This is a genomic window from Pedobacter sp. B4419 (genome assembly GCF_059693725.1).
In genome coordinates this window covers 2,345,262-2,368,654 of record NZ_JCASSL010000002.1, presented here as the reverse complement: position 1 = coordinate 2,368,654, position 23,393 = coordinate 2,345,262, and the positions used below count along the sequence as shown (strand labels likewise).

Genomic DNA, 23,393 nt, shown 5'->3' with positions numbered 1-23,393 from the left:
TGATGAAAATAAGTTTTTTTGGACGGATTGAGCTTAGCGCTGTAAAATTTTTACAATTAAGCCTGCGGATGTGCCTTCTTTTTCGGGAACACCAAAGAAGCTACGATACTCGCTGTTAAGATAAAGAGGATGATGAGCAGCGAATGCTCTGTGGTAAAGCCCCAGAATTTCAGGTAATCATGTGCCAACATTTTAATGCCGATAAAGGTGAGCAATACGGCCAATCCGGTTTTAAGGTAATGGAATTTATGGATGATGTTGACCAATAAAAAGAACATCGATCTTAGCCCCATGATGGCAAAAATATTCGAAAAGAATACGATGTAGGCATCTTTGGTTACCGCAAAAATAGCTGGTATAGAATCCACAGCGAAAATAAGGTCGGTAAATTCTACAATCAGCAATACCAGGAATAATGGGGTAAGCAGGGTTTTGCCGTTCACTTTAAAAAAGAACTTCTTGCCTTCATATTTTGGGTGTATGGCAAAGAATTTGGAGGCAAACTTCACTACTTTATGGTTTTCAGGATCGATTTTATCATCGCCTTCCTTGCTAAAGAACATGCGTATGCCGGTAAAGATCAGGAAGGCGCCGAATACATATAAAATCCACGAAAACTGGTTGATCAGGGCTGCACCAGCGAAAATGAAAATGAAACGCATGATGATTGCGCCTAAAATACCCCAGAAAAGCACCCTGTGGTAATATTTTTCGGGAACGGCAAAGGCAGAAAAAATCAATACGATAACGAAAATATTGTCTACCGAAAGCGCGTACTCGATCACGTAGCCCGTTAAAAACTCAATGCCCAGGTTTTGTTTGTATATCTTCAGGCTCTCTTCAAAATTGCCGGGAATAAGCGTAATCTGATGCTGATGCGCCTTAACTATCTGCTCCAGTTTGGCATAGCTATCAATACCGTGCAGTTCCTGACCTTCGAGCACTAACAGAAAGTAAAATCCAAGAGCAAGCAATACCATGATAAAGCTCATAATGCCCGCCTGCTTTAAGCTCACTACTTTCTCCGTCTTGCTAAAAAGGCCTAAATCTAAGGCCAATATCAATACGATGAAGAGCAGAAAGCCACCAATGAATAATACTTCGTTCGACATTATTTTTTACGTTCTGTAGTATATCTTACCAATTGTTCCAATCCCGTTCTTGCCTCGCCCTCGTTAAATTGATATAAAATATCGAAAGCTTCTTTTTGGTATTCGAGCATTTTTTGGTTGGCATAATGTACGCCGTCCTGGCTATTCACAAAATCGATGACCTCCTGTATTTTCTTCGGATCATCCTGATGGTTTTTAACCAAATTGATGATGCGTTTACGTTCGGCTTTCTCCACCCTGTTCAAAGCATAGATCAAAGGCAGGGTTACTTTTTTTTCTTTGATGTCGATACCCAAAGGTTTGCCCACATCATCGGTTCCAAAATCAAACGTATCGTCCTTGATCTGAAAAGCAATCCCTACTTTCTCGCCAAACAAGCGCATTTTTTCGATGGTTTCGGCACTGGCACCTACCGATGCCGCCCCGCAGGCACAGCAAGAGGCAATTAAAGAGGCCGTTTTCTGACGGATCACTTCAAAATACAATTCCTCGCTAATATCCATGCGCCTCACCTTCTCGATCTGCAGCAACTCGCCTTCGCTCATTTGTTGCACCGCTTCCGATACTATTTTTAACAAAGCATGTTCGTTATTGTTTACCGAAAGCAGCAATCCTTTGGCCAAAAGGTAATCGCCCACCAAAACGGCGATCTTGTTCTTCCATAATGCGTTGATGGAGAAAAATCCGCGACGCTCATAGGCATTGTCTACCACATCATCGTGTACGAGGGTGGCTGTGTGCAAGAGCTCTACCAAGGCGGCGCCACGATGCGTTGATTCCTGGATTTCGCCACATAGCTTAGCAGCAAAAAACACGAACATTGGGCGCATCTGCTTGCCCTTTCTCTTCACAATGTAATGGGTAATGCGGTTCAATAACGGCGCATCGCTGTGCATCGAATCCTTGAATTTTGCTTCAAATGCATTAATCTCTGCGGCAATGGGCTGTTGTATCTGATCTATTCCGGGCATTCGGCTAAAAATGTGTTTGCAAACTTAGTTAAATTCCATTAAAAGCGTATTTTTAATCAGACTATTCGTACAAAACGTTGCATACAATTGTGAAAAACATGCGACTGATCTAGCCATAATCCATTAATTGCCCAATAAAATAAATAAGATAAACCCAATGAAAATATTCCTCGGTATCCTCCTAGTGCTCGTTGTTGTACTTGCTATTGTTTATTTGCTTGGCCCACATCCTAAAAAACCGGTGTATGGCGATCGCTTGCCCACTGTTCCGGCACTTAGCCAATTGTCTGATTTTGTAGCGAAACAAGAAGCCAAATACAAGGTAAAACCAGGTAACGAAGCCGAAATTGTTTGGGCAGACAGCACGCATCAGCAAACCGAATATGCCTTGGTTTATTTGCATGGCTTTTCGGCTTCCAAAAAAGAGGGCGATCCCGCTTATTCTTATCTGGCCAAAGCCTTACATGCCAATCTTTACCTTTCTCGACTGGCCGATCATGGTCTCGACACCGTAGCTCCAATGCAGCATTTTACAGCAGAGCGATTATGGGAAAGTGGCAAATTGGCCTATGCTATTGGCAAGAAATTAGGCAAAAAGGTAATTCTGGTTGGCACTTCTACTGGCGGAAGTTTAGCCCTGCAACTGGCGGCTGCTTATCCAGAGGTGAATAGCTTGGTGTTGCTATCGCCGAATATTGCCATTAACGATTCGAAGGCTTGGCTATTGAATAATCCCTGGGGCCTGCAAATTGCCCGTCAGGTAACTGGTGGCGACGAACGACAGGTAGACGGCAAAACCCTGGAGTACCAAAAATACTGGTATACACATTATCGATTAGAATCGGTAGTTGAACTGGAAGAAATGCTCGAAACGGCCATGACACCCGAATTGTTTGCCAAGGTAAAACAGCCCGTACTGTTATTGTATTATTATAAAAACAAGACCGAGCAAGACCCAGTGGTTCGTGTAGATGCCATGCTCAAAATGTTCGATGAATTGGGTACTCCGGCCAACCAGAAAGAAAAAGTGGCTTTGCCTAATACTGGCAATCATGTGATTGGTTCTTCCATTACTTCGAAAGACATTCCCGGCGTAGAGAAAGCAATGGATGGATTCATTAAGGCCAGGCTGGGGAGGTAGAAGGTTGAGGGTTGAGGGTTGAGGGTTGAGGGTTGAGGGTTGAGGGTGAGATGGATTGATGATCGGAAGGTTTAACATTATTCAAATGAAACATCATTTTAAAGCTGTGATTTACAAGATAGGTATCAATTGGGCAGTTGATGTGCCTTTGGAGCTTACAGAAAAGCTCACAAAAGAGAAGGGCTATATCCGTATCAAAGGAGAAATCAATGATTTCGATTTTAAACAGACCTTGGTTCCAGTCAAAAATGCGCCTTATCGTTTGTTTGTCAACCTGATCATGATGAAAGGGGGAAAAACTGCCGTAGGAGAAATGGCTACTTTTATCATTGAGCAAAACGAAGAATTGTTAGAAAAAATGTATGCAATGCCTGATGCACTAACTAAAGTACTAAAGGCAAACAACCTTAATGAAGAATTCGACAAGCTCAGTCCGGCCAGAAAAAAAGATATTTTCAAATACCTCTATTATATCAAAACTGCAGAAACGCTACAAAAGAACATCGATAAAGTGATTGAGCAGCTCTTGCAAAAATCACAAAATGTGAGGATACCTTAGCATAGGTATTAGTTTTTAGTTATTAGTTGGTAGTTTTCAGTTTTCAGTAAATCGTCATTGCGAGCCTGTGAACCAAGTCTTACAAGTTAAGAGCGCTAATAAAAGCACAGGCTTATGGAATCTTAACTTTTCAGCATCCTCAGCTTACATGAGGAACAATACACTATCCAATAGGCATTATAAGTTTAACAATTTTCCTACTGCTTTGCATTTGGTTTTTATTTCGAAAGCAAAATGGCATCTACATTTTATCAAAACATATGGCTTTTATATCATTTCGCCTATTTTTGTTTTCACTTTTGCAAAAAAAGAGTAAAATTTACATAACTGGTAATCCTTAATCCAATCTAAACAAATGAAAAAATTAATTACCATTCTTTTGATTGGTTATTCAATGACAACATTTGGACAAAGTTTATCCACTATTGAGAAAGATCTGTTAAAAACCTTGAAAAGAATCAATTATTGGTCGAACATTGGTTATCAAGACAAAATTAGCGTAGAAGATTCCTTAAGCAAAGAGAACAATATTCTAAAAAACAAGTTGCTCAGGTATACGGATAATCAACCTCAAACTTTAAGTTATGCATTTTCGGCATTGCAAAAAGAGCATTTAATAATTGCTACTTCGGCCGATAAAAATTTTAGAATTTATTCATGGGACACCTATACTGGCGGGACCATGCATTTTTTTGAAAACGTTTACCAATACCAATCAGGCAACACAGTACTTTCCAAATCTATCGATTCGAGTGAGGGTTTCTTTTCAGAAATATTTACATTAAAGACGGATACAGGGCCTATCTATCTTGGCTATCTCAACGCCATTCTGTCAACTAAGCTATCTTATCAAAGCATCAACATGTTTAAAATTGAGAACAAGCAACTCAAAGACGCCAAACTAATTAAAACCCAAAGTGGCATTAATAATTTGTTAGGTTTCGAATTTGATTTTTTCTCTGTTTTTGACCGAAAGGAAAGACCTGTAAAGCTTATTTATTTTGATAAAGTGAAGAAAGAAATCAAGATTCCGGTAGTTAAAGAAGACGGGAAAGTAACCCCAAAATTTATTACTTATAAATATACTGGCAAATATTTTGAAAGGCAGAAAAATTAATCATTCAATAAAATCCCGAATCAAGTCCAGGATGACGATTCGTTTAATGAACAAGTGACACCAATGAACCAGTAAACTAATAAGCCAATAAACCCTTATAACTTTCGCCAATAGGAATTTCGACTTCGTTAATGCGCAATTGGTTTTTGCCGATTACCTGCACAGCCGACCAGTTAACCAGGTAAGAACGATGTACCCTTACAAATTCTTTTTCAGGCAACAATTCTCCTAGGTATTTCATGGTCATGTGTACAATCAGGTTGCCGTTAAGCGTGTACAATAAAATATAGTCTTTTATCGATTGGGCATATAAAATATCGGCATGTGGCACTTTCACCAATTTGCCAGACACTTTAAAATAAGTATAATCCTTTATCTCTTCTGCTATGGGCTGCAGTTTAAAAAATTTCGCTAAGCTTTTGTCGAAACGTTCTTGGGTAATGGGTTTTAATAGGTAATCTACTGCTTCCAGGTCGTAACTTGCAGCTGCATATTCAGAAAAGGCTGTTGTAAATATGACTGCTGGTGGATTTTTTAGCGATTTTACAAAATCAATTCCACTCATTCCTGGCATTTTGATATCCAAAAACAATAAATCGATATTTTCCTGGTGTAATACCTCGAAAGCCTCCAAGGCCGTATTACAGGTTTTCACCAAACACAAAGTACTTGTATTTTGCACGTAAGTAGCTAATATCTCCTGTGCCAGCGGTTCGTCGTCTACAATGAGGCAGTTGATCATTTCATTTGCAAAGTTAAGCGTACCTGATAAGTTTTTTCGTCGGCTTGCTGTTCCAATTGATAGACATTTGGATAGAGCAGTTCCAGCCGTTTCTGTACATTGGCCAGTCCGATGCCACCAGGTTTTGTAGTATCTTTCGCAATGCTATTGCCGATTTCCATCAACAGTTCATCTTCGGTTTGGCAAATTACAATCTTAACAAAACCTTTGTTTTGTTCGTCTTCTATTCCATGCTTAAAAGCATTTTCAATAAAAGGCAACAACAATAATGGACTAATGGTAACATGTTCATCAATGCCTTGTATTTCTAGCTGTATGGAAATGGCATCCCGATAACGGATCTGCTCTACTTCTACATAATTCTTGATAAAAGCGATTTCATCTTTGAGCAACACACGCTCCTGCTCAGATTGATACAGCATGTAGCGCATCATTTCAGACAGTTTGGCTACCAACGGAGCCGTATCTTTCGATTGTTTAAGGGCCAGTGCGTAGATATTGTTGAGCGTATTGAAAAAGAAATGTGGCTGTAATTGGGCTTTTAAGTACGTTAATTCTGAAAGCAATTGTTGCTCTTTGAGTGCTTTCATTTGTTCAGTTTGCTTAGCCGAATGAATAAAGTAGCCTAAAAAGCCGACACCACAAAGCTGCAGGGCCATATAATTTATGGTAAAGCCAAGTCTCTTCAAATGATACCATTTTATGGCATCGCTTCTTATTTTTTCGGAAAGAAAATCCAGCTGGGCAATTAATAAATAACTCGCTTTTTTAAAAAGAAAATAGCCGATCAAAAACAAAACAATAAGGGCTATAAATGCCGATAATTTATTTTTTTTCAAACAGTACTGCAATCCTTTATAAAACAGCAGAAAGGCAATTAGGTTATGGGTGCCGTACACCAGCGCAAATTCCAGTTCTACAGCTGAAATTCCTATCCGGTTTTCTTCCCATAAATTATATTCGAAACTGGAAAGTAAACCAATAGCATAAAAATAAACCAAAAAGAAAACGATTTCGATTTTAGCATATTTTGAAATTTTAAAATCCTGGTTGATAGGCACGGCAGCAAGGTAAAAATTATTTGGCAATCCACATTTTCGGTTCCCTGTTTTTCGACTAAAACCTGTAATTCTTCGACTAAACCCATTTTTTAGCTTTCTGTCGAATTGATCTCGAGCCTCGTCTAATTCAAAAAAATACTCGTCTTCTTCCTCCTAAATTTGGAAAACCAAAACCAGAATTCTCATGAAGATTTACATTATTTCGGCCATTTCCATTTTTTTGCTGCACCTAGGAGCCTCGGCTAAAAAAAATATAACTGCAGACTCTTTGCTCAATCGCACAAGTCAAACTCTAAACCAATTAAAGTCGATTTCCTACCATAGTTATAGAGAAATCAACAATTTTAAGGAAAACTACTTTGCCAAGAATAGTGGCGAAAGTTATGTGGAATACAACAATGCCATTTACGGCAAAGTTGCGAGGTTTCAGTTCCAATCGCCAAACATCTTAGAGATTTATAATGGGACCGAATATTTTCTTTTGGATCAAAAAAAGAAAACGATAGCACTTGAAAAGAAAACAACAAAACAACTTAAGAGCCTATCGTTGCTTTATAATTCCATTACTACAATCCGTTTGTTTCTCCCTCAGCTATATCAAGATAAAAGCATCCCAAAGTCGGTAAGCGATACAATCGTTGATGCAAAAACCTATTACCTCATTAAGTTCGAACTGCATAAAAAATCGATGGATTTCCCAGATGGATTTTCAAGCTTTGATAGCGAAGTAACTAAATATTACAAGTTGCTTATCGACAAAAGCACGTTTTTGCCCTTTATGATTTTCGATAGCAACAGCATTGCAAAGGATCAATATTATACCAAAACAGTTTTTACAGATATCAATCTTAACCCTAAGAATCGCACAGAAAATTCATGGTATTCATCTAGCTACAAAGGATACGAACCCGAAAAAAAAGCAGAGAGAAAGCCATTGGTACAAATAGGACAATTACTGCTAAACTGGTCGTTGCCCAAATATAGTCTTAATGCTTCCGGCACCCTAAAATCCGAAGATGTTAAAGGAAAAATAGTTTTAATGGAATTCTGGATTAAAAACTGTGGTTATTGCATGGAGGCTTTTCCAAAAATCAAGGAAATTCAAGAAAAGTACGGCAAACAAATTGAAATTTTGAGTATCAATGCGTATGAAAAGAAAGAAGAAATAGATTTCTTTTATAAAAGAGAAAAACCAACTTATACTATGTTGCACAATGGAGAAAGATTAGCCAACTCGTTGGGTATTTATGCCTATCCTACTGTTGTTTTACTAGATCGAACGGGCAAAGTGATTTCAGTTATGGAAGGGGTTGACCAAAAAGAAATAGAAAAAGCAATCCAAAAGGCACTTTAACCTAGAGGCGCCATCCCTATTTTCCATTAGCAGAACTTCAATTAAAACAGGTATTTTTTTGACTCGAGCCATCTTTTACTTTTATATTCTTCATCTTTAACCTTATCAAACCAAACAAATGAAAAAATTAAGCTTCGTATTTTTTACGGCATTGTTATTAAATACAACGATGGTATCGGCGCAAAAATTTAAAATAGAAGGAACCAGCGAAGGTCTAGATAATGGTACATGGCTTTATCTTAAACCTGATGCGGACCAGCCGTTGGACTCGGTTCAGGTTCAAAACAATAAATTCATTTTTAATGGACAATTAGCCGAAGAGGCAAGCAATGCCGTACTCTATACCGCCAAGTATAGCAATTACGTCTTCTTTTGGCTTGAGAACAAGACCATTACCATAGCTGTTAAAAACGGCGAGTTTAAGAAAGGCAGCATTAAAGGTTCTGTTACACAGGACGAAAACAATGAGCTCAATGCAAAAATACAGCCATTGAGGGATAAAGAAGAGGAGTTGATGAAAGCTATAAAAGGCACAACTAATCAAGAAAAGATCAAAGAGATGCGCCAATTGCTTGACAGCTTAGATCAAGAACAAACTCTTGCCTATAAAGCGCATGTAAAGAACCATCCGAACTCTATCACTGCAGCACATTTACTAAATGTTTATAGTTCTACTTGGGGCAAGGAAAAAACAAATGAGCTTTATAAAAACTTAAGTCCAGCGATAAAACAAACCAAATTTGGCCTGCAAATAGCCGAGTTCATCAAACTGAACCAAAGCATTAAAATTGGAGAGCATTTTGCCGATTTTGAACAATTGAATACCAAAGGCCAAAAGGTGAAGTTATCGCAAGTAAAAGGTAAATATATCTTGTTAGAATTTTGGGGTTCTTGGTGTGGCCCCTGCAGGCAAGAAAACCCCAATCTTGTTAAAACCTACAATGCTTATAAAAGTAAAGGATTTGAGATTTTAGGCGTAGCCGCGGATAACAATAAAGAACAATGGTTAAAAGCTGTTAAAGATGATGGCCTCACCTGGGAAAATGTAAGCGACTTAAAAGGCGATAAAAATACCGCAGCTTTGATTTATGGCATCAATGCTTATCCTACCAACTTTTTGATCGACGAAAAAGGCATCATCATTGCCAAAAACCTACGTGGGGAGAATTTGAGAAAGAAACTGGAAGAATTATTGCCTTAAAAAATAGATCAGGCCTGAGAAATCACGGCCTTTTTATTGGTTTTTGATATGCCTGATGATCTGCTTGGCATGTACCCTCGAATTTTCAATGAACCATTTATGGGTGTCCATTCCGCCACAAACCACGCCAGCCAAATACAGGCCTTTCACATTACTTTCCATGGTTTCAGTGTCATGTACAGGACATTGATCATCACCTAAACTTACGCTAAGTGATTTGAGCAGGTTAAAGTTCGGTTGATAACCCGTCATGGCCAATATAAAATCATTTTCCAGTTCGATTTCTCCTGCTGGAGTTTTCACCTTCACGGCATTGTCGGTAATTGCAATGACTTCGCTGCTATAATGTACTTTGATCTCCCCCTCTTTAATCCGGTTTTCGATATCCGGTCGTACCCAATATTTGACGTACGAGCCAATTTCGCTCCCGCGAATCACCAAAGTAACCTCAGCTCCTTTTCGATAGGTCTCTAAGGCTACATCAATTGCAGAATTGTTGGCACCAATTACCACTACCTTGCTAAAGGCATACAAATGCGGATCTTGATAGTAATGTTTGACTTTAGGCAGATCCTCGCCAGGCACACCCATTAAAATAGGCACATCGTAAAAACCCGTGGCAATAATTACTTTTTTAGCCTGATAATCACCTTTGGAAGTGTTGATTTTGAAAAATCCCTCAGCCTGTTGCTCGCTTGCTTTAACTTCTTCAAACAGACGGATATTGAGCTTGAATTTTTCGGCAACGCGACGATAATATTCTAGAGCTTCATTGCGATTGGGCTTGGTGCTGATGCTCACAAAAGGTACGCCGCCAATCTCCAGTTTCTGCGAAGTAGAAAAGAAAGTCATAAACACCGGATAGTTATACAGGCTGTTTACCAAAGCACCCTTTTCTATAATGACATGGCTAAGCCCAGCCTGTTGCGCTTCAATGGCACAAGCCATCCCAATTGGACCCGCACCAATAATCAAGACATCGTAAGATGCAATCGGATTTTCTTTCATTTGATCGTGTTTCGCAAAGCGAAAGCTTAAAATTCTGCTTTAGGCTTTCATTGCCTTGCTTGGACAGGCAAAATCTGTACGTTTGAGATTGGTGTTTTTAATAGCTCCATAGCCTCCAGCTACATCAATCACATTTTCTACACCACGTGCTTTTAAGATGGAAGCTGCAATCATGGAGCGATAGCCACCTGCACAGTGGATGTAATAAGTTTCATTAGGCTTGATTTCGTTTGTCCAGTCATTGATGTAGTCAAGCGGACGGGTTAAGGTAGCTTCGAGGTGCTCGGCTTCGTATTCGCCCGGTTTGCGTACATCTAAGGCATTGGCCGAAGGATTGGTATTGATGACATGCTCAAATTCCGTCGCACTGATCGATTCGATGCGATCTACTTCTTTTCCCGCCGCTTCCCAAGCTTGTATGCCACCTTCAAGGTAACCAATGGTATTATCATACCCTACTCTGGCCAAACGGGTAATTGCTTCTTCGGCTTTGCCTTCTTCGGTAACCAACAGCAGTTCTTGCTTCAAATCGGTAACCAAAGCGCCTACCCAAGGGGCAAACTGGCCATTCAGGCCTATATTAATCGAATTTGGAATAAAACTTTTGGCAAAATCCTGCGGATCTCTCGTATCTAAAATCAAGGCCCCTATTTGGTTGGCCATATCTTCGAAATCGTTAGGATTTAAAGCCACCAAGCCTTTTTCAAATACCTCGTCAATGCTTTCGTAACCACCTTTGTTCATGGCTGCATTTTTGGCGAAATATTGTGGAGGAGGCAAAATACCCGAAGTTACCTCTTCTATAAATTGTGCTTTTGATGTTGCTTTCAAGGCATAATTCACCTCTTTTTGATGGCCAAGCGTATCAAAGGTTTCCTTACTCATGTTTTTTCCACAGGCTGAGCCTGCGCCATGTGCAGGATATACGATGACATCATCGGCCAACACCATAAGCTTGTTGTGCAGCGAATCATAAAGCGTTGCCGCCATGTCTTCCATCGTTAACGAACCTTTTTGGGCCAAATCTGGTCTGCCTACATCACCAATAAACAAGGTATCGCCGGTAAAAATGCAATAGTCTTTGCCGTTGGCATCTGTTAGCAAGTAGGTGGTCGATTCTGGCGTGTGTCCAGGTGTGTGTAAAGCGGTGATGGTTAGGTCGCCAATTTTAAATTGCTCGCCATCTGTTGCAATGTGCGATTCGAAATGTGTCTTTGCGGTTGGTCCGTAGATAATTTTCGCACCAGACTTTTCTGCCAAATCTACATGGCCAGAAACAAAATCGGCATGAAAATGGGTTTCAAAAATATATTTGATGCTAGCGCCATTATGATCGGCTTTTTTCAAATAAGGATCAACCTCACGTAACGGATCGATAATCGCTGCTTCGCCATTGCTCTCAATATAATAAGCCGCTTCGGCTAAACATCCCGTATAAATTTGCTCAATCTTCATCTTCAATTTTTTATAAAATTAACAAAAAGCCTCGATTCTTAAACGCTAAGAAAAGGAAAAGCTTCTTCCATTATTGCTAATATTGTTTAATTGTTAATCTGGTTAACTGCAAACTAGCAATTGCTAACTCCATTCCATCTCCCATCTTACCTTCTATCTCTTCCCTAAGCTACAAACCAACTCATTTTCCATGAGCTTTCCATAGTCTAGAGACTTTGTTTACATAAGTTTTACGGTGCCCTACTTTAGCTGTCCGTTTAAAATCAGTATATTTAATAGAGGCTTATTCATATGAAAGACATTACCAAAAAATATACCAATGGAGAAGTAACGATTATTTGGCAACCTGCAAAATGTATACATTCTGCCATTTGTTTTAGAGGCCTACCAACTGTTTTCAATCCAAAAGTAAAACCTTGGATCGAAGCAATGGGTGCTTCGACAGCAGTCATAATTGCCCAAATTGAAAAATGTCCTTCTGGTGCTTTAAGCTACATTTTAAGTGATGAAAAATAGCCTAACCAGCAGTTAATTCGCCAGCAATAGATACTTCTAGTAATTGTTTCACCTCTGTAGTGCTCAACCCCTGGCCCATTAAATACATTAATTTGGTTACGGTCGCCTCAAAAGTCATGTCGTTGCCACTTACAATACCCATCTGCTGCAATTTCCTACTGGTTTCGTACAAGCCAAGCTGAACCGAGCCTCCCTTGCATTGAGAAATATCTATAATGATCTTATTACTGGCTATAGCTTCTTGCAGGCAATTGATAAACCAAGGTGCCGTTGTGGTATTCCCCGACCCAAATGCTTCTAAAACAATCGCATCAACCGCCGATTCGGTTACTGCTTTTACTGCCCGTTCGGTAATGCCTGGATACATTTTCAACACTCCGATATTGGCATTAAATGCGGTATGGATTTGAAAAGGTTTTGAAGGCGCCGGCAAAATATAGTTGGGGAAGAAAGTAAGATTCACCCCTGCCTCTGCCAAAATTGGATAATTTGGAGAGGAGAAAGCCTCAAATTTCTCTGAATTGTATTTAATAGATCTGTTGCCACGGAACAATTGATAATCAAAATAGATACAAACCTCTGGCACCATTGGCTTGCCGTCTTTTTTAGTGGCGGCGATTTCTAAAGCGGTGATCAGATTTTCTTTGGCGTCCGTCCTGATTTCGCCAATTGGCAATTGCGAACCTGTTAACACCACTGGTTTGGCCAAATGTTGTAGCATAAAGCTCAATGCCGATGCCGTGAAAGACATCGTATCCGAACCATGCAGAATTACAAAACCATCAAAGCTCTCGTATTTCTCCTGAATTAACTGAGCCAAAGAAGCCCAAATTTCGGGATCCATATTAGACGAATCTAAAATTGGATTAAAGGAATGTACCGACAATTGATAATTCAGGCGGGCAAGTTCAGGTACATTTTGTTGGATCTGCTCGAAATCGAAAGGAATAAGCGTACCGGTTTTGGCATCGTTTACCATCCCGATAGTACCTCCAGTATAGATGATGAGAATTTTGGTCATTCCACTTGGTTTGAAAATTTTACTATTGCAAAGTTGGAATGTTATTTCAAATCCCAAAGACCTTTTTGCCGATTTGCGAGCAACCTTTATCTTTTAGCCACAAATTAACATATTGTTAATTTATATAGCTATTTATTAAAAATTCATCAAATTTAAACTCGTATATATTACTTATTTAACGAAATTCGCAAATAAGAAAAAGCTAAACACCATATTCCATCTTACATATTCCATCTTACCTTAATCTAAACTCCAAAAACTTTCTTCGAGTTTTCCGTAGTAACTTCAGCTACTTCTTCGATGCTTAAGCCATAAATATCGGCTACTTTTTGTGCAATATGTACCAAATAACTGCTCTCGTTGGGTTTGCCCCTGAATGGTACGGGTGCCAAGTAAGGCGAATCGGTTTCTAACACAATATCGGCTAGCGGAATTTGTTCCAACACTAAATCCAAGCCTGCCTTCCTATAGGTCACTACGCCTCCAATACCCAAATAAAAACCTAAAGCGATGGCTCTTTTGGCCTGTTCTAAATTACCGGTAAAGCAATGAAAAATGCCCCGCAGCTTCTCGTCGTTCATATCGTCCAATACTTCAAATACCTCATCAAAGGCTTCGCGACAGTGGATTACAATGGGCAGGCCCAATTCTTTTGCCCAGTTGATTTGCTGCCTAAAGGCATCTTGCTGGATAGCCAATGTGGATTTGTCCCAATACAAATCGATGCCGATTTCGCCAATAGCATAAATCTGGCGACCGTTGATGCTCTTAAAAATGGTTTCCAACTGTTGTTCATAACCCTCTTTCACGTCGCATGGATGCAGCCCCGCCATGGCAAAACAGTTTGTCGGGTATTGTTGTACCAACTCGTCGATCATGGCAATAGAAGTCACATCAACATTGGGCAAGAAAAGACGTTTCACTTCATTTGCTAAACAGCGCTCCATGAGCAATGCCTTTTTGGCCGGATCGGTTTCGTAGTAAAGATGGGTATGGGTATCGGTTAACAACATGATGCAAAGGTAAGGGCATTTGCTCAGCTTTATGTCACCACAAAAGCTGATTTTACAAAAAAAGCCCCCGATATTATCGAGGGCTTGTCAATTTTATTCAGATCTACTCCTAGTGTTTTACTTCTGGAGCAGGTGTAGCAGTTACTGGCACAGGTGAAGTAGTTGTAACCGGAGCTTTGCCTTTGATGATATCTACAATTTCGATATCGAATACCAATGGGCTGTTTGCACCAATTTTTGCCTGTGGAACGCCTTGCTCGCCATAACCTAATTTAGAAGGGATCACCACAGTAATTTTACCGCCTTTGCCAATTAGGCCTAAAGCTTCTGTAAAACCTGGAATTGCACCACCTACTACCATTTTGGTTGGGCCATAAGTTCTGCCCATCGATGGAAGGTTTGCTTCTTTAGCAGTTTTCTCGTCGCTAGTGTCAAAAATGATGTATTTTTTGTTAGCACCTTTTTTAGTCAAGCTGCCAGTATAGCTGATCGAAACTGTATCGCCGGTAACCGCTTTTTCGGCACTGCCTTCTTTAACGATCACATACTCTAAACCACTTGGGGTAGTTTTGGTTTTAAGGCCTTTTTCTTCGATGTAAGCTTTGATTTTAGCAGGCTCTGCTTTTTTCATGTTCTCCATCGTAGTTTGGTAGTCTTTTTGGAAATACTCATTTGCTCTTGCGTGGAATACAGAATCAGCTTCGTTAGCATTTTTCTTGAATACTTTATGGATTTTCACCGTAAAAGTCATGTATTTATCGTTTTTGAACTGCTCTGGCTTAGGCGATTTTTGATAAAAAGCCATGGTATCCAAGTTCAATTTGAAGGTAGCGCTATCGCCTTCTCCAAAAAGATAAAGCACATCATTCATATCGCCAGCATAATTTTTCTTACCTACAGGGAAAACCTGAGGAATTCCGTTTTCATAAGTACTGAAGAAAACCGAATCTTTGTCGTTTTTCTGAACAAAGTCCATCTTCACGATATCACCTTCTTTAATCTTGTCTTTGCTATCGCTATGGTGGATAGTATAAAGCAAACCTCCCGGACCTTTTTTCTCTCTGTTGCAAGCGGCTAGGCCTAGTGTAGCTGCTAAAAGAATTACTAAACTTTTTTTCATTGTTCTAATTATTGTGTTTTTTGAATAGCGTGAGGTCGACCTCAATTATTGTAATAGTTGTGTTTTATATTCTGGTAATATCGATTTAAATTTCTCAATGGTTTGGGCCAGGCTCAATTCTGAAGCCCCGCCTGCCGCATTTCTATGGCCACCGCCGTCGAAGTACTTTTTACAGATTTCGTTGGCCGGAAAATCGCCTGTAGAGCGTAAAGATAGTTTAACTTTATCAGTTCTTTCAATGATAAATGCAGCGAGTTTAATGCCGTTGATAGAAAGCGCATAATTTACGATGCCTTCCGTATCGCCTGTAGCAATCTGATAGGTTTTTAGCTCTTCGGCATTTACCGTAATAATGGCCGTATTGAATTCTCTCAAAATCTCCAATTTGTTAGATAGGCAATGGCCTAAAAAACGTAAACGGTTTTCTGAGGCATTATCGTACACCAATTGGTGGATGCGCCAATGTTCTGCGCCCAAATCGATCAGGTCGGCAGCAATGCGATATACCGTTGAAGTAGCTGATGGAAAACGGAAAGAGCCCGAATCGGTCATGATTCCGGTGTACAAGCAAGTTGCTACGTCTTTATTGAGCAGTTCGCCTTCGTTCAGCTCGTTTTTAATAAAATCGTACACCAATTGCGCCGCTGCACAGGCATTGATGTTCCAATGGCGGTAATCGTCAAAATCTTCAGGATCTAGATGATGGTCGATCATCAATTTTAATCCTGGCGCATTACGGATATGCTCGCCTAATTCGTTGATCCTGCTCAGCGTGTTAAAGTCGAGGCAGAAAATCAAAGCTGCATCGTTAATCAGCTGCACTGCTTGTTCTTGTGCTTCGGTATAGATGATTACGTTCGAGTTGTTTGGCATCCAGTGTAAAAAATCTGGATAATCGGTTGGCGTAATTACCTGTACATGATGGCCTTTCTGAATTAAAAAGGCATATAAACCTAAAGACGAGCCCATTGCATCGCCGTCTGGCTTATGGTGCGTGGTGATCACGATCTTCTGTGGCGTAGCCAACAAGGTTTTTAATTCTGAAATGGATATCATAATTTTTTCGCCAGCAAAGCTAATGATTTTAGGTTTAATTGACACGTTTTATTCGATCGTCCTTTAAATATTAAGCGAATAATTGTATTTTTGCAAAAATTTTGAATTAAAATAAAAATGGCTACAAATAGAACATTTACAATGATTAAGCCTGATGCGGTTGCAAACGGGCATATTGGCGCAATCATTAACGATATTACCAAAGCAGGTTTTAAAATCATCGCTTTGAAATACACAAAGCTAACTGCAGAAACTGCTGGCGAATTTTATGCCGTACACAAAGCGCGTCCTTTCTATAACGACTTGGTAAGCTTTATGTCTTCTGGCCCTATCGTTGCTGCGATCTTGGAAAAAGACAATGCGATTGAAGATTTCAGAAACCTGATCGGCGCAACCAATCCTGCAGAAGCTGCAGAAGGAACCATCCGTCAGAAATATGCAAAATCTATCGATGCCAACGCTGTTCACGGTTCAGATTCTGACGAAAACGCGCAAATCGAAGGCGATTTCTTCTTCACCGCTGCAGAGCGCTTCTAGGCTGCACAAACAACTTATGGATACGTCATCTCGAAACAGTTTGGGATGACGTATTTTTTTTGTAGGTGGTTTTATTTTGTATCTTTCGGCCTTTAAAACTAATTAATGAAGAAAATATTTATTGCCGCTCTAATCGCAACAGTTGGATTGAGCGCTAATGCCCAAACCAAAGGAAAAGCCGCTCCGGCAAAAAAACTGGCTACCGCAGCTAAACCCATTGCTAAAGTACCTGTTTTTAAAAGCAACCTCGATTCGGCCAGCTATGCATTAGGCCTAAACGTAGCCAACAGCTTTAAGGCTGGAGGCGTGAATGCCCTCAACTACGAGCTGTTCAGTAAAGCTTTGAAAGATGTCTTCGCAAGCGCCAATCCATCACTTAGCAAAGAACAATGCCAGGAGGCTGTAACCAAGTTTTTTGAAGAAGCAGGCAAAGAAAAATACGGGTCTGCCATTAACGAAGGGAAAACTTTTTTCGCCAAAAACAAAACCAAAGCCGGAGTTCAAACCACGGCCAGCGGTTTACAGTATGAAGTAATTACACAAGGAACCGGCAACAAGCCTAAAGCTACAGACCGAGTTACTGTTCATTATAAAGGAACCTTGCTCAACGGCAAGCAGTTCGACAGTTCTTACGATCGTGGAGAGCCTACCACATTTGGCCTTAACCAGGTAATTTCTGGTTGGACAGAAGGCTTGCAACTGATGCCAGAAGGATCAAAATTCCGCTTTTTCATCCCTCAAAACCTAGCTTACGGTTCAAGAGCGATGGGCAACGACATTCCTCCTTTCAGCAGCTTGATTTTTGAAGTGGAATTGATTAAAGTAGAGCAATAGGAAACTATTTTTGGCCTGCGCTGTTGTTATAGGCAAAGATCAACAGCCATGAACAAATATATCCCCTTAGCATTTATTGCGCTTCTCTGTACCACACTAAGCAGTTGTGAACTTGTAGAAGGCATATTCAAAGCCGGCGTTTGGACCGGCATCATTGTAGTAGTGATTGTCCTTGCCTTGATTATTTGGCTCATATCCAAAATATTTGGTGGCAGAGACTAACAAGAAATCCCGTTTGAACAGCGGGATTTTTTATGTTATAGAAAAACGATTTCGGTAATTATTTCTCCTCCGGCCCGCTCGTTCAGCTTTTGGATGATCCCGGTACGCACCATCAGCAATTCATTTTTGATTACCGAAGATTCAATACGCACGAACAATTTTCTTTGGCTTACATAAATCTGCGTAGTTCTATTGGCCACAGCCGTACCCATAATTTCTGGCCAATGTGCCACCAAGCCTGTTTCATCATACTTGCCGCGCAAACGGTAAACCGAAAGCATTTTGGTAATGGCTTCCTTTAGGGTAATATCGTTGGGTTTACGCATGGCTGATTGTTCCGTTGACTACTTCGAACAAAGTTACGTTAACATTGATGGCATTAAAAATAGAATTTACTCTTTCTTTATTGGTATCGGTGATAAACAGCTGGCCAAAATCATGGTGCGAAACCATTTCCATCAGCTTACGCACCCTCAAATCGTCCAACTTATCAAAAATATCATCCAATAACAGCAAGGGTTTAAAACCCTTCGATTTTTGCAAATAACTGTATTGAGCCAGTTTCAAGGCAATCAAGAATGATTTTTGTTGTCCCTGCGAACCAAATTTCTTTAAAGGCATTTCCCTAATGGCAAACAAGAGCTCGTCTTTATGGATACCGGTAGTGGTTCGCTCGAGCAACCTGTCTTTTTCAATCGATTGGGTCAAAAGCTGTTCAAAATCCTGCTCGTTCAATTGCGATTGGTAAATTAAGGATACCTCTTCCGCATCTCCACTGATGTAGCTGTAATGCTGGTTAAACAAAGGGATAAAATCGGCCAGAAACAGTTTGCGCTTTTCAAAAATCTTTATGCCCGATTGCACCAATTGCTCATTCAAAATCTCCAGCAGTGCCACATCGAGCTTTCGTGTTGCCGCGATTTGCTTGAGCAATGCATTGCGGTTGAGCAGGTGCTTATTGTAAACGATCAGTTGATCCAGGTAGTCGGCATCGGTCTGCGAAATCACATTGTCTATAAACCGCCTCCGTTCCTCGCTTCCATCCATAATGAGGTTGATATCGTAGGGCGAAATCATCACCAATGGGAAAAGACCAATATGGTTGGCCAGCTTGTCGTATTCTTTTTTATTGCGCTTAAACTGCTTTTTTTGGTTGCGCTTTAGTCCGCAGGTTATTTTTTCGTTTTTTTCTTTCCTGTCAAAATCGCCCTGCACCAAAAAGAGATCTTCGTCGGTTTTAATCTGCTGACTATCTATGGGATTAAAATAGCTTTTGCAAAGACATAAATAATGTACGGCATCGAGCAAATTGGTTTTTCCAGCTCCATTATTGCCCACAAAAGCATTTACGGTTTTAGAAAAATTAAGCTCTGCCGAAGCATAGTTTTTGAAATTGAGAAGGGTAATATTTTTAAGCCACATATTTTACAGCTCAAAGTTACTTTTTTTTAACGGTGCTAATTGACTAAAGTTTAATTAAATAGTTAAAAAAGGGGTTGATACTTTCATTGAAAAACGTATTTTTGCAATCCTTAATTTTTTAAAATAAAATGTCTACAACAGAGAAAGAAATTAATCAGCCTGTGAAAAAAGGTTCTTTTGTACAAGAAAACACCAAAAGCCTGGTTTTTATTGCTGGCGCAATCGTAGTTTTAATCGGTATTTATTTTTGGTATCAAAATGTTTACCTTAAAAACAGAGCAGAAGATGCAGCTGGACAGATGTTCAAAGCTGAACAATATGTAGGCGTTGATTCATTGGCAAACATTGCCATCAATGGCGAAGGCGGTTATCCAGGTTTGGAAAAAATCGCTGCAGAATACGAAAACACCAAATCGGCAAATTTGGCCAACCTTTATTTGGGTGGTATTTATTTGCGCAAAGGCGAATACAAAAAAGCAACCGAAGCTTTAGGCAAATACACCGCTACCGGAAGCCCTGTTGCTGATCCATTGGCCTTAGGCCTTTTGGGCGATGCTTACAGCGAGTTGAAAGATTTCAAACAAGCGGCTACCTTTTACAAAAAAGCTGCTGATAAATCGACCAACAAATTCACTTCGCCAATGTTCCTTAAAAAATTAGGTTTGGTAAACGAACAATTGAAAGATTTTAAAGGCGCTGCAGAAGCTTACAACAAAATCAAATCTCAATTCCCCGACAGTCAAGAAGCAGCTATGATCGATGAATACATCGCTCGTGCAGAAGCTCAAGCAAAATAATTTCCGGTTATCCGGTTCTAAAAGAGAATGTCCAAAAGGCATTCTCTTTTTTTATGGCTGAAATTCTAGCCACAAAAATTATCTTGCTACTCGATACTTGCTTCTTGATACTTTATCAAAAATTACACCATACCAACTTTTCAGCCTTACAACATTAAAGGCAGAATCCTATCTTTGCAACATGGCAACACATCTTAAAAATCTGTCGGATTTCTCCCATACCACTATCCCAAACGGAGCTGATTATAAAATTGCAATCGTAGTAGCAGAATGGAATGCTAAAATTACCGGTGCACTTTACCAAGGCGCTTATGATACGTTGGTTAAACATGGCGTTAAGGAAGAAAATATCATTTCGGCATCGGTACCAGGAAGTTTTGAACTTACTGCTGCTGCAGAAATTTTACTGACCCAACAAGTGGGTTTGCATGCAGTAATCTGCCTAGGCTGTGTGATACAAGGAGACACCAAGCACTTCGATTTTATTTGCGAAGCCGTAGCCAATGGCATTACCAATGTAGGCATTAAACACAGCAAACCGGTTATTTTTGGCGTGTTGACTACAAACGACGAGCAACAGGCTATTGACAGGGCTGGTGGCAAACATGGTAACAAAGGCGATGAAGCAGCCATCACCGCGCTTAAAATGGCGCACTTCGCGACAACAATTTAATTCGCTTGCTTGTTATTCATAAAAATTTGTAATTTAGAGCTTTAAATCAGGAAATCCTTTAAACTAAAGTCGATGAAAAAAGTAGCTATTCTTCTATTATTCTTGTTCTGCGCAATTGCCGTATTAGAATCATGCTCTTCTCGTCTTTGTCCTGCCTACAGCTCTTATCCGGAAGGAAAAAGAAGGAGAGGATAAAAAATGCAATGGATAAATCTTAACGACCCAGAACAAATTAACGCCATTAAAAGCGCACAGGGTTATAGTGTGATATTTAAGCACAGTACCCGTTGTTCGATCAGCCTGATGGCCAAAAGAAATTTTGAGTTTGACTGGAGTGCCATACCTGAAAATACACCACTTTACTTTTTAGACTTGATTAGCCATAGGGATATTTCTGCCCTGATTGCTGAAACATTTCAGGTTCACCACGAATCGCCACAGGTTTTATTGATCAAAGACGGAGAGTGCATCTTGGATTCTTCGCACAGCGATATTTCTGCAGAAGAAATTGCGGAATCAATTACGGCTTAAATAATTCACTGAGACAAGAATTAGTGGCAAAGAAAGAAGTGTGATGCAAAAACTTAGCACCCTAGCGGTTAGTTTTCCATCTCACCTCTTCTATCTTACATTTTCCATCTTCCGTTTTACATCTTACCTCAAACCTAGCCTTCCACCAAACTATTCAGTTTCAGTGTTGCAGAAGTATGTTGTCTGGTTTCTTGGCAAAGCGTTTCGTTTTCTGCCAGTTTTTGTCCGTAGGTTGGGATAATCTGTTTGATTTTAGACAACCATTTGGCGCTTTGCATTTCAGTTTTAAAACAACGGCTCATCAAATCGAGCATAATAGAAACTGCAGTTGAAGCACCTGGAGAAGCACCCAACAAAGCGGCAATAGAACCATCAGCTGCACTTACCACTTCGGTACCAAACTCTAAAATTCCGCCTTCTTTTTCATCCTTTTTGATGACCTGCACACGTTGGCCAGCTGTTTCCAATTCCCAATCCTTCATTTCGGCATTCGGCAGGTATTCCCTTAAGGCTTCCATCCTATCTTCTGGCGATTGACGCACTTGTTCGATCAGGTATTTGGTCAAATCCAAGTTATGCAAGCCAGCAGAAATCATTGGACGGATATTATTGAATTTGATAGATAAAGGCAGATCTAGAAACGAACCATGTTTCAGGAATTTAGTCGAAAAGCCGGCATAAGGCCCAAAAAGCAGTGCCTGTTTGCCATTGATCATACGCGTATCCAAGTGTGGCACCGACATTGGAGGAGCGCCAACCGCAGCCTTGCCATAAACTTTGGCATGGTGACGGGCAATTACCTCTTCATTAGTACATTTCAGCCATTGGCCACTCACCGGAAAACCGCCAAAGCCTTTTCCTTCTGGGATATCAGATTTTTCTAACAAAGGCAATGAACCTCCACCAGCACCAATAAATACAAATTTGGCCAGGCGTTTACGTTTTTTGCCAGTTTCCAAGTTTTTAACTTTTACTTCCCAGGCCCCGCTATCGGTTTTATCCAGCTCACGGATTTCATGGTCGAAAAACAAACTTACATTGGCTTGTTTGCCTAGGTAGCTGAACATTTCGCGGGTCAATGAACCAAAGTTCACATCCGTACCCAAGTCCATTTTGGTGGCTGCTACTTTTTCATCGTCGCTGCGACCTTCCATAATCAAAGGCACCCACTCTTTTAAGGTAGTAGGATTTTCGGTGTATTCCATATCCTCGAACAAGTTGCATTTTCGTAGCTCCTCGTAACGGGTCTTCAAGAATTTGATATTGTCTTCGCCCCAAACAAAGCTCAGGTGTGGAATATTTCTAATAAAGGTGTGTGGATCAGAAAGAATGTTTTTCTCTACAAGATAAGTCCAGAACTGTTTGGAAACCTCAAAAGATTCGGCAATTTGAACTGCCTTTTTGGTATCAACCGAACCATCTTCCTTTTGAGGCGTATAGTTCAGTTCGCAAAATGCCGAGTGTCCTGTACCTGCATTATTCCAGGCATCGGAACTTTCCGCAGCCGCGATATCCAAACGTTCATATATTTCAATGCTCAAATCTGGCTCCAGCTCTTTTAACAACATACCAAGTGTGGCGCTCATAATGCCAGCGCCAATCAGAATTACATCTGCGTCGGTTTCAACAACCGTCTTTCTTTTTCTGCTCATTTTACAACCAAATAAAATCTGTTATTTACTTAGCACAATCGGTGCCAAACAAATACATAACAGTCATGTTAGTCTAATTAAATAAATTCGCGTTCAGTCAGGACGAAGCTATATGCTTCAGCATTTTCCTTGTCAGAAAAAGCAATTCTTTTTGGTTAGTTTACAAATTTACTGTTTAGAAAGAAAAACAAAGAGAATTGCGCCTAGTTTTTAAATTAAAATGAGAAAAAAGACAAACATGCTGTAATTATTTTCTATTTTCATTTACTAGAACTGTT

Annotated in this window: 24 protein-coding genes; 11 read left to right on the top strand and 13 right to left on the bottom strand. The window is 40.0% G+C overall.

Going from position 1 to position 23,393, the window contains the following annotated elements; genetic code table 11:
* Nucleotides 1-56: 56 nt before the first annotated feature.
* Nucleotides 57-1,112 carry a TerC/Alx family metal homeostasis membrane protein gene (locus tag AC570H_RS21760; RefSeq protein WP_497358916.1) on the bottom strand — a complete coding sequence of 352 codons (1,056 nt, stop codon included), beginning with the start codon at nt 1,110-1,112 and terminating at the stop codon, nt 57-59.
* Nucleotides 1,112-2,083 (bottom strand): polyprenyl synthetase family protein, encoded by a 972-nt coding sequence (locus tag AC570H_RS21755; protein ID WP_497358914.1) that lies wholly within the window; start codon nt 2,081-2,083, stop codon nt 1,112-1,114. The genes AC570H_RS21760 and AC570H_RS21755 overlap by 1 nt, the downstream gene beginning before the upstream one ends.
* Before the next feature lie 157 nt (nt 2,084-2,240).
* On the opposite strand from AC570H_RS21755, the gene AC570H_RS21750 reads away from it, so the two are divergent.
* The 3 genes from AC570H_RS21750 (at nt 2,241) to AC570H_RS21740 (ending at nt 4,900) form a co-directional block, all read left to right on the top strand.
* A complete protein-coding gene (locus tag AC570H_RS21750) occupies nt 2,241-3,224 on the top strand; it encodes an alpha/beta hydrolase (RefSeq protein ID WP_497358912.1) in 984 nt (327 codons plus the stop codon).
* A gap of 85 nt (nt 3,225-3,309) precedes the next feature.
* Nucleotides 3,310-3,783, top strand: a complete 474-nt coding sequence (locus AC570H_RS21745) for a YdeI/OmpD-associated family protein (protein ID WP_497358910.1) — start codon at nt 3,310-3,312, stop codon at nt 3,781-3,783.
* Between the two features lie 355 nt (nt 3,784-4,138).
* A complete protein-coding gene (locus tag AC570H_RS21740; protein WP_497358909.1) occupies nt 4,139-4,900 on the top strand; it encodes a hypothetical protein in 762 nt (253 codons plus the stop codon).
* A gap of 76 nt (nt 4,901-4,976) precedes the next feature.
* Here AC570H_RS21740 and AC570H_RS21735 read toward each other — a convergent pair whose 3' ends face one another.
* Together AC570H_RS21735 and AC570H_RS21730 are read right to left on the bottom strand one after the other, a co-directional pair.
* Complete coding sequence (locus AC570H_RS21735; RefSeq protein WP_497358907.1) at nt 4,977-5,642, bottom strand: LytR/AlgR family response regulator transcription factor; 666 nt, start codon at nt 5,640-5,642, stop codon at nt 4,977-4,979.
* A complete protein-coding gene (locus AC570H_RS21730) occupies nt 5,639-6,703 on the bottom strand; it encodes a sensor histidine kinase (protein WP_497358905.1) in 1,065 nt (354 codons plus the stop codon). Before AC570H_RS21730 ends, AC570H_RS21735 begins: the two co-directional genes overlap by 4 nt.
* Nucleotides 6,704-7,184: 481 nt before the next feature.
* Here AC570H_RS21730 and AC570H_RS21725 point away from each other — a divergent pair, with 481 nt between their 5' ends.
* Together AC570H_RS21725 and AC570H_RS21720 are read left to right on the top strand one after the other, a co-directional pair.
* Nucleotides 7,185-8,057: a TlpA family protein disulfide reductase gene (locus AC570H_RS21725; protein ID WP_497358903.1), complete on the top strand. Its 873-nt coding sequence runs from the start codon at nt 7,185-7,187 to the stop codon at nt 8,055-8,057.
* 118 nt (nt 8,058-8,175) lie between these two features.
* Nucleotides 8,176-9,258 (top strand): redoxin domain-containing protein, encoded by a 1,083-nt coding sequence (locus AC570H_RS21720; RefSeq protein ID WP_497358901.1) that lies wholly within the window; start codon nt 8,176-8,178, stop codon nt 9,256-9,258.
* A gap of 33 nt (nt 9,259-9,291) precedes the next feature.
* On the opposite strand, the gene AC570H_RS21715 is transcribed toward AC570H_RS21720, so the two are convergent.
* Together AC570H_RS21715 and AC570H_RS21710 are read right to left on the bottom strand one after the other, a co-directional pair.
* The gene (locus AC570H_RS21715) at nt 9,292-10,266 is read right to left on the bottom strand and encodes a YpdA family putative bacillithiol disulfide reductase (RefSeq protein ID WP_497358899.1); all 975 of its coding nucleotides are present in this window, start codon (nt 10,264-10,266) and stop codon (nt 9,292-9,294) included.
* A gap of 39 nt (nt 10,267-10,305) precedes the next feature.
* Nucleotides 10,306-11,721 carry an MBL fold metallo-hydrolase gene (locus AC570H_RS21710; RefSeq protein ID WP_497358897.1) on the bottom strand — a complete coding sequence of 472 codons (1,416 nt, stop codon included), beginning with the start codon at nt 11,719-11,721 and terminating at the stop codon, nt 10,306-10,308.
* 291 nt (nt 11,722-12,012) lie between these two features.
* Here AC570H_RS21710 and AC570H_RS21705 point away from each other — a divergent pair, with 291 nt between their 5' ends.
* Complete coding sequence (locus AC570H_RS21705) at nt 12,013-12,237, top strand: (4Fe-4S)-binding protein (RefSeq protein ID WP_497358895.1); 225 nt, start codon at nt 12,013-12,015, stop codon at nt 12,235-12,237.
* A 1-nt stretch (nt 12,238) separates the two neighbouring features.
* Here the strand turns inward: AC570H_RS21705 and AC570H_RS21700 are convergent, their stop codons facing one another.
* The 4 genes from AC570H_RS21700 to AC570H_RS21685 all read right to left on the bottom strand — a co-directional run bounded on the left by AC570H_RS21700 (nt 12,239) and on the right by AC570H_RS21685 (nt 16,447).
* Nucleotides 12,239-13,258 carry an asparaginase gene (locus AC570H_RS21700; protein ID WP_497358893.1) on the bottom strand — a complete coding sequence of 340 codons (1,020 nt, stop codon included), beginning with the start codon at nt 13,256-13,258 and terminating at the stop codon, nt 12,239-12,241.
* Nucleotides 13,259-13,503: 245 nt separating this feature from the next.
* On the bottom strand, nt 13,504-14,271 hold the full coding sequence (locus AC570H_RS21695) for a TatD family hydrolase (RefSeq protein WP_497358890.1): 768 nt from the start codon (nt 14,269-14,271) through the stop codon (nt 13,504-13,506).
* A gap of 109 nt (nt 14,272-14,380) precedes the next feature.
* Entirely contained in the window at nt 14,381-15,391 is a 1,011-nt protein-coding gene (locus AC570H_RS21690) for an FKBP-type peptidyl-prolyl cis-trans isomerase (RefSeq protein ID WP_497358888.1), read from the bottom strand.
* A gap of 45 nt (nt 15,392-15,436) precedes the next feature.
* Nucleotides 15,437-16,447, bottom strand: coding sequence for a DHH family phosphoesterase (locus AC570H_RS21685; RefSeq protein WP_497358886.1), 1,011 nt, complete (start codon nt 16,445-16,447; stop codon nt 15,437-15,439).
* Between the two features lie 117 nt (nt 16,448-16,564).
* Here AC570H_RS21685 and AC570H_RS21680 point away from each other — a divergent pair, with 117 nt between their 5' ends.
* Nucleotides 16,565-16,984, top strand: coding sequence for a nucleoside-diphosphate kinase (locus AC570H_RS21680; protein WP_497358884.1), 420 nt, complete (start codon nt 16,565-16,567; stop codon nt 16,982-16,984).
* A gap of 105 nt (nt 16,985-17,089) precedes the next feature.
* Nucleotides 17,090-17,818, top strand: a complete 729-nt coding sequence (bamJ, locus tag AC570H_RS21675) for a BamJ family beta-barrel-assembly machinery protein (protein WP_497358882.1) — start codon at nt 17,090-17,092, stop codon at nt 17,816-17,818.
* 257 nt (nt 17,819-18,075) lie between these two features.
* On the opposite strand, the gene AC570H_RS21670 is transcribed toward bamJ, so the two are convergent.
* Nucleotides 18,076-18,366 carry a DciA family protein gene (locus AC570H_RS21670; protein WP_497358880.1) on the bottom strand — a complete coding sequence of 97 codons (291 nt, stop codon included), beginning with the start codon at nt 18,364-18,366 and terminating at the stop codon, nt 18,076-18,078.
* A complete protein-coding gene (gene recF / locus AC570H_RS21665) occupies nt 18,359-19,462 on the bottom strand; it encodes a DNA replication/repair protein RecF (RefSeq protein ID WP_497358878.1) in 1,104 nt (367 codons plus the stop codon). Before recF ends, AC570H_RS21670 begins: the two co-directional genes overlap by 8 nt.
* Before the next feature lie 128 nt (nt 19,463-19,590).
* On the opposite strand from recF, the gene AC570H_RS21660 reads away from it, so the two are divergent.
* The 3 genes from AC570H_RS21660 to ytxJ all read left to right on the top strand — a co-directional run bounded on the left by AC570H_RS21660 (nt 19,591) and on the right by ytxJ (nt 21,463).
* On the top strand, nt 19,591-20,259 hold the full coding sequence (locus tag AC570H_RS21660; RefSeq protein WP_497358876.1) for a tetratricopeptide repeat protein: 669 nt from the start codon (nt 19,591-19,593) through the stop codon (nt 20,257-20,259).
* A 181-nt stretch (nt 20,260-20,440) separates the two neighbouring features.
* A complete protein-coding gene (ribH, locus tag AC570H_RS21655; RefSeq protein ID WP_497358874.1) occupies nt 20,441-20,932 on the top strand; it encodes a 6,7-dimethyl-8-ribityllumazine synthase in 492 nt (163 codons plus the stop codon).
* Nucleotides 20,933-21,130: 198 nt separating this feature from the next.
* Nucleotides 21,131-21,463 carry a bacillithiol system redox-active protein YtxJ gene (ytxJ, locus tag AC570H_RS21650; protein ID WP_497358872.1) on the top strand — a complete coding sequence of 111 codons (333 nt, stop codon included), beginning with the start codon at nt 21,131-21,133 and terminating at the stop codon, nt 21,461-21,463.
* Between the two features lie 134 nt (nt 21,464-21,597).
* Here the strand turns inward: ytxJ and AC570H_RS21645 are convergent, their stop codons facing one another.
* The gene (locus AC570H_RS21645) at nt 21,598-23,115 is read right to left on the bottom strand and encodes a malate:quinone oxidoreductase (RefSeq protein WP_497358870.1); all 1,518 of its coding nucleotides are present in this window, start codon (nt 23,113-23,115) and stop codon (nt 21,598-21,600) included.
* Nucleotides 23,116-23,393 lie beyond the last annotated feature (278 nt).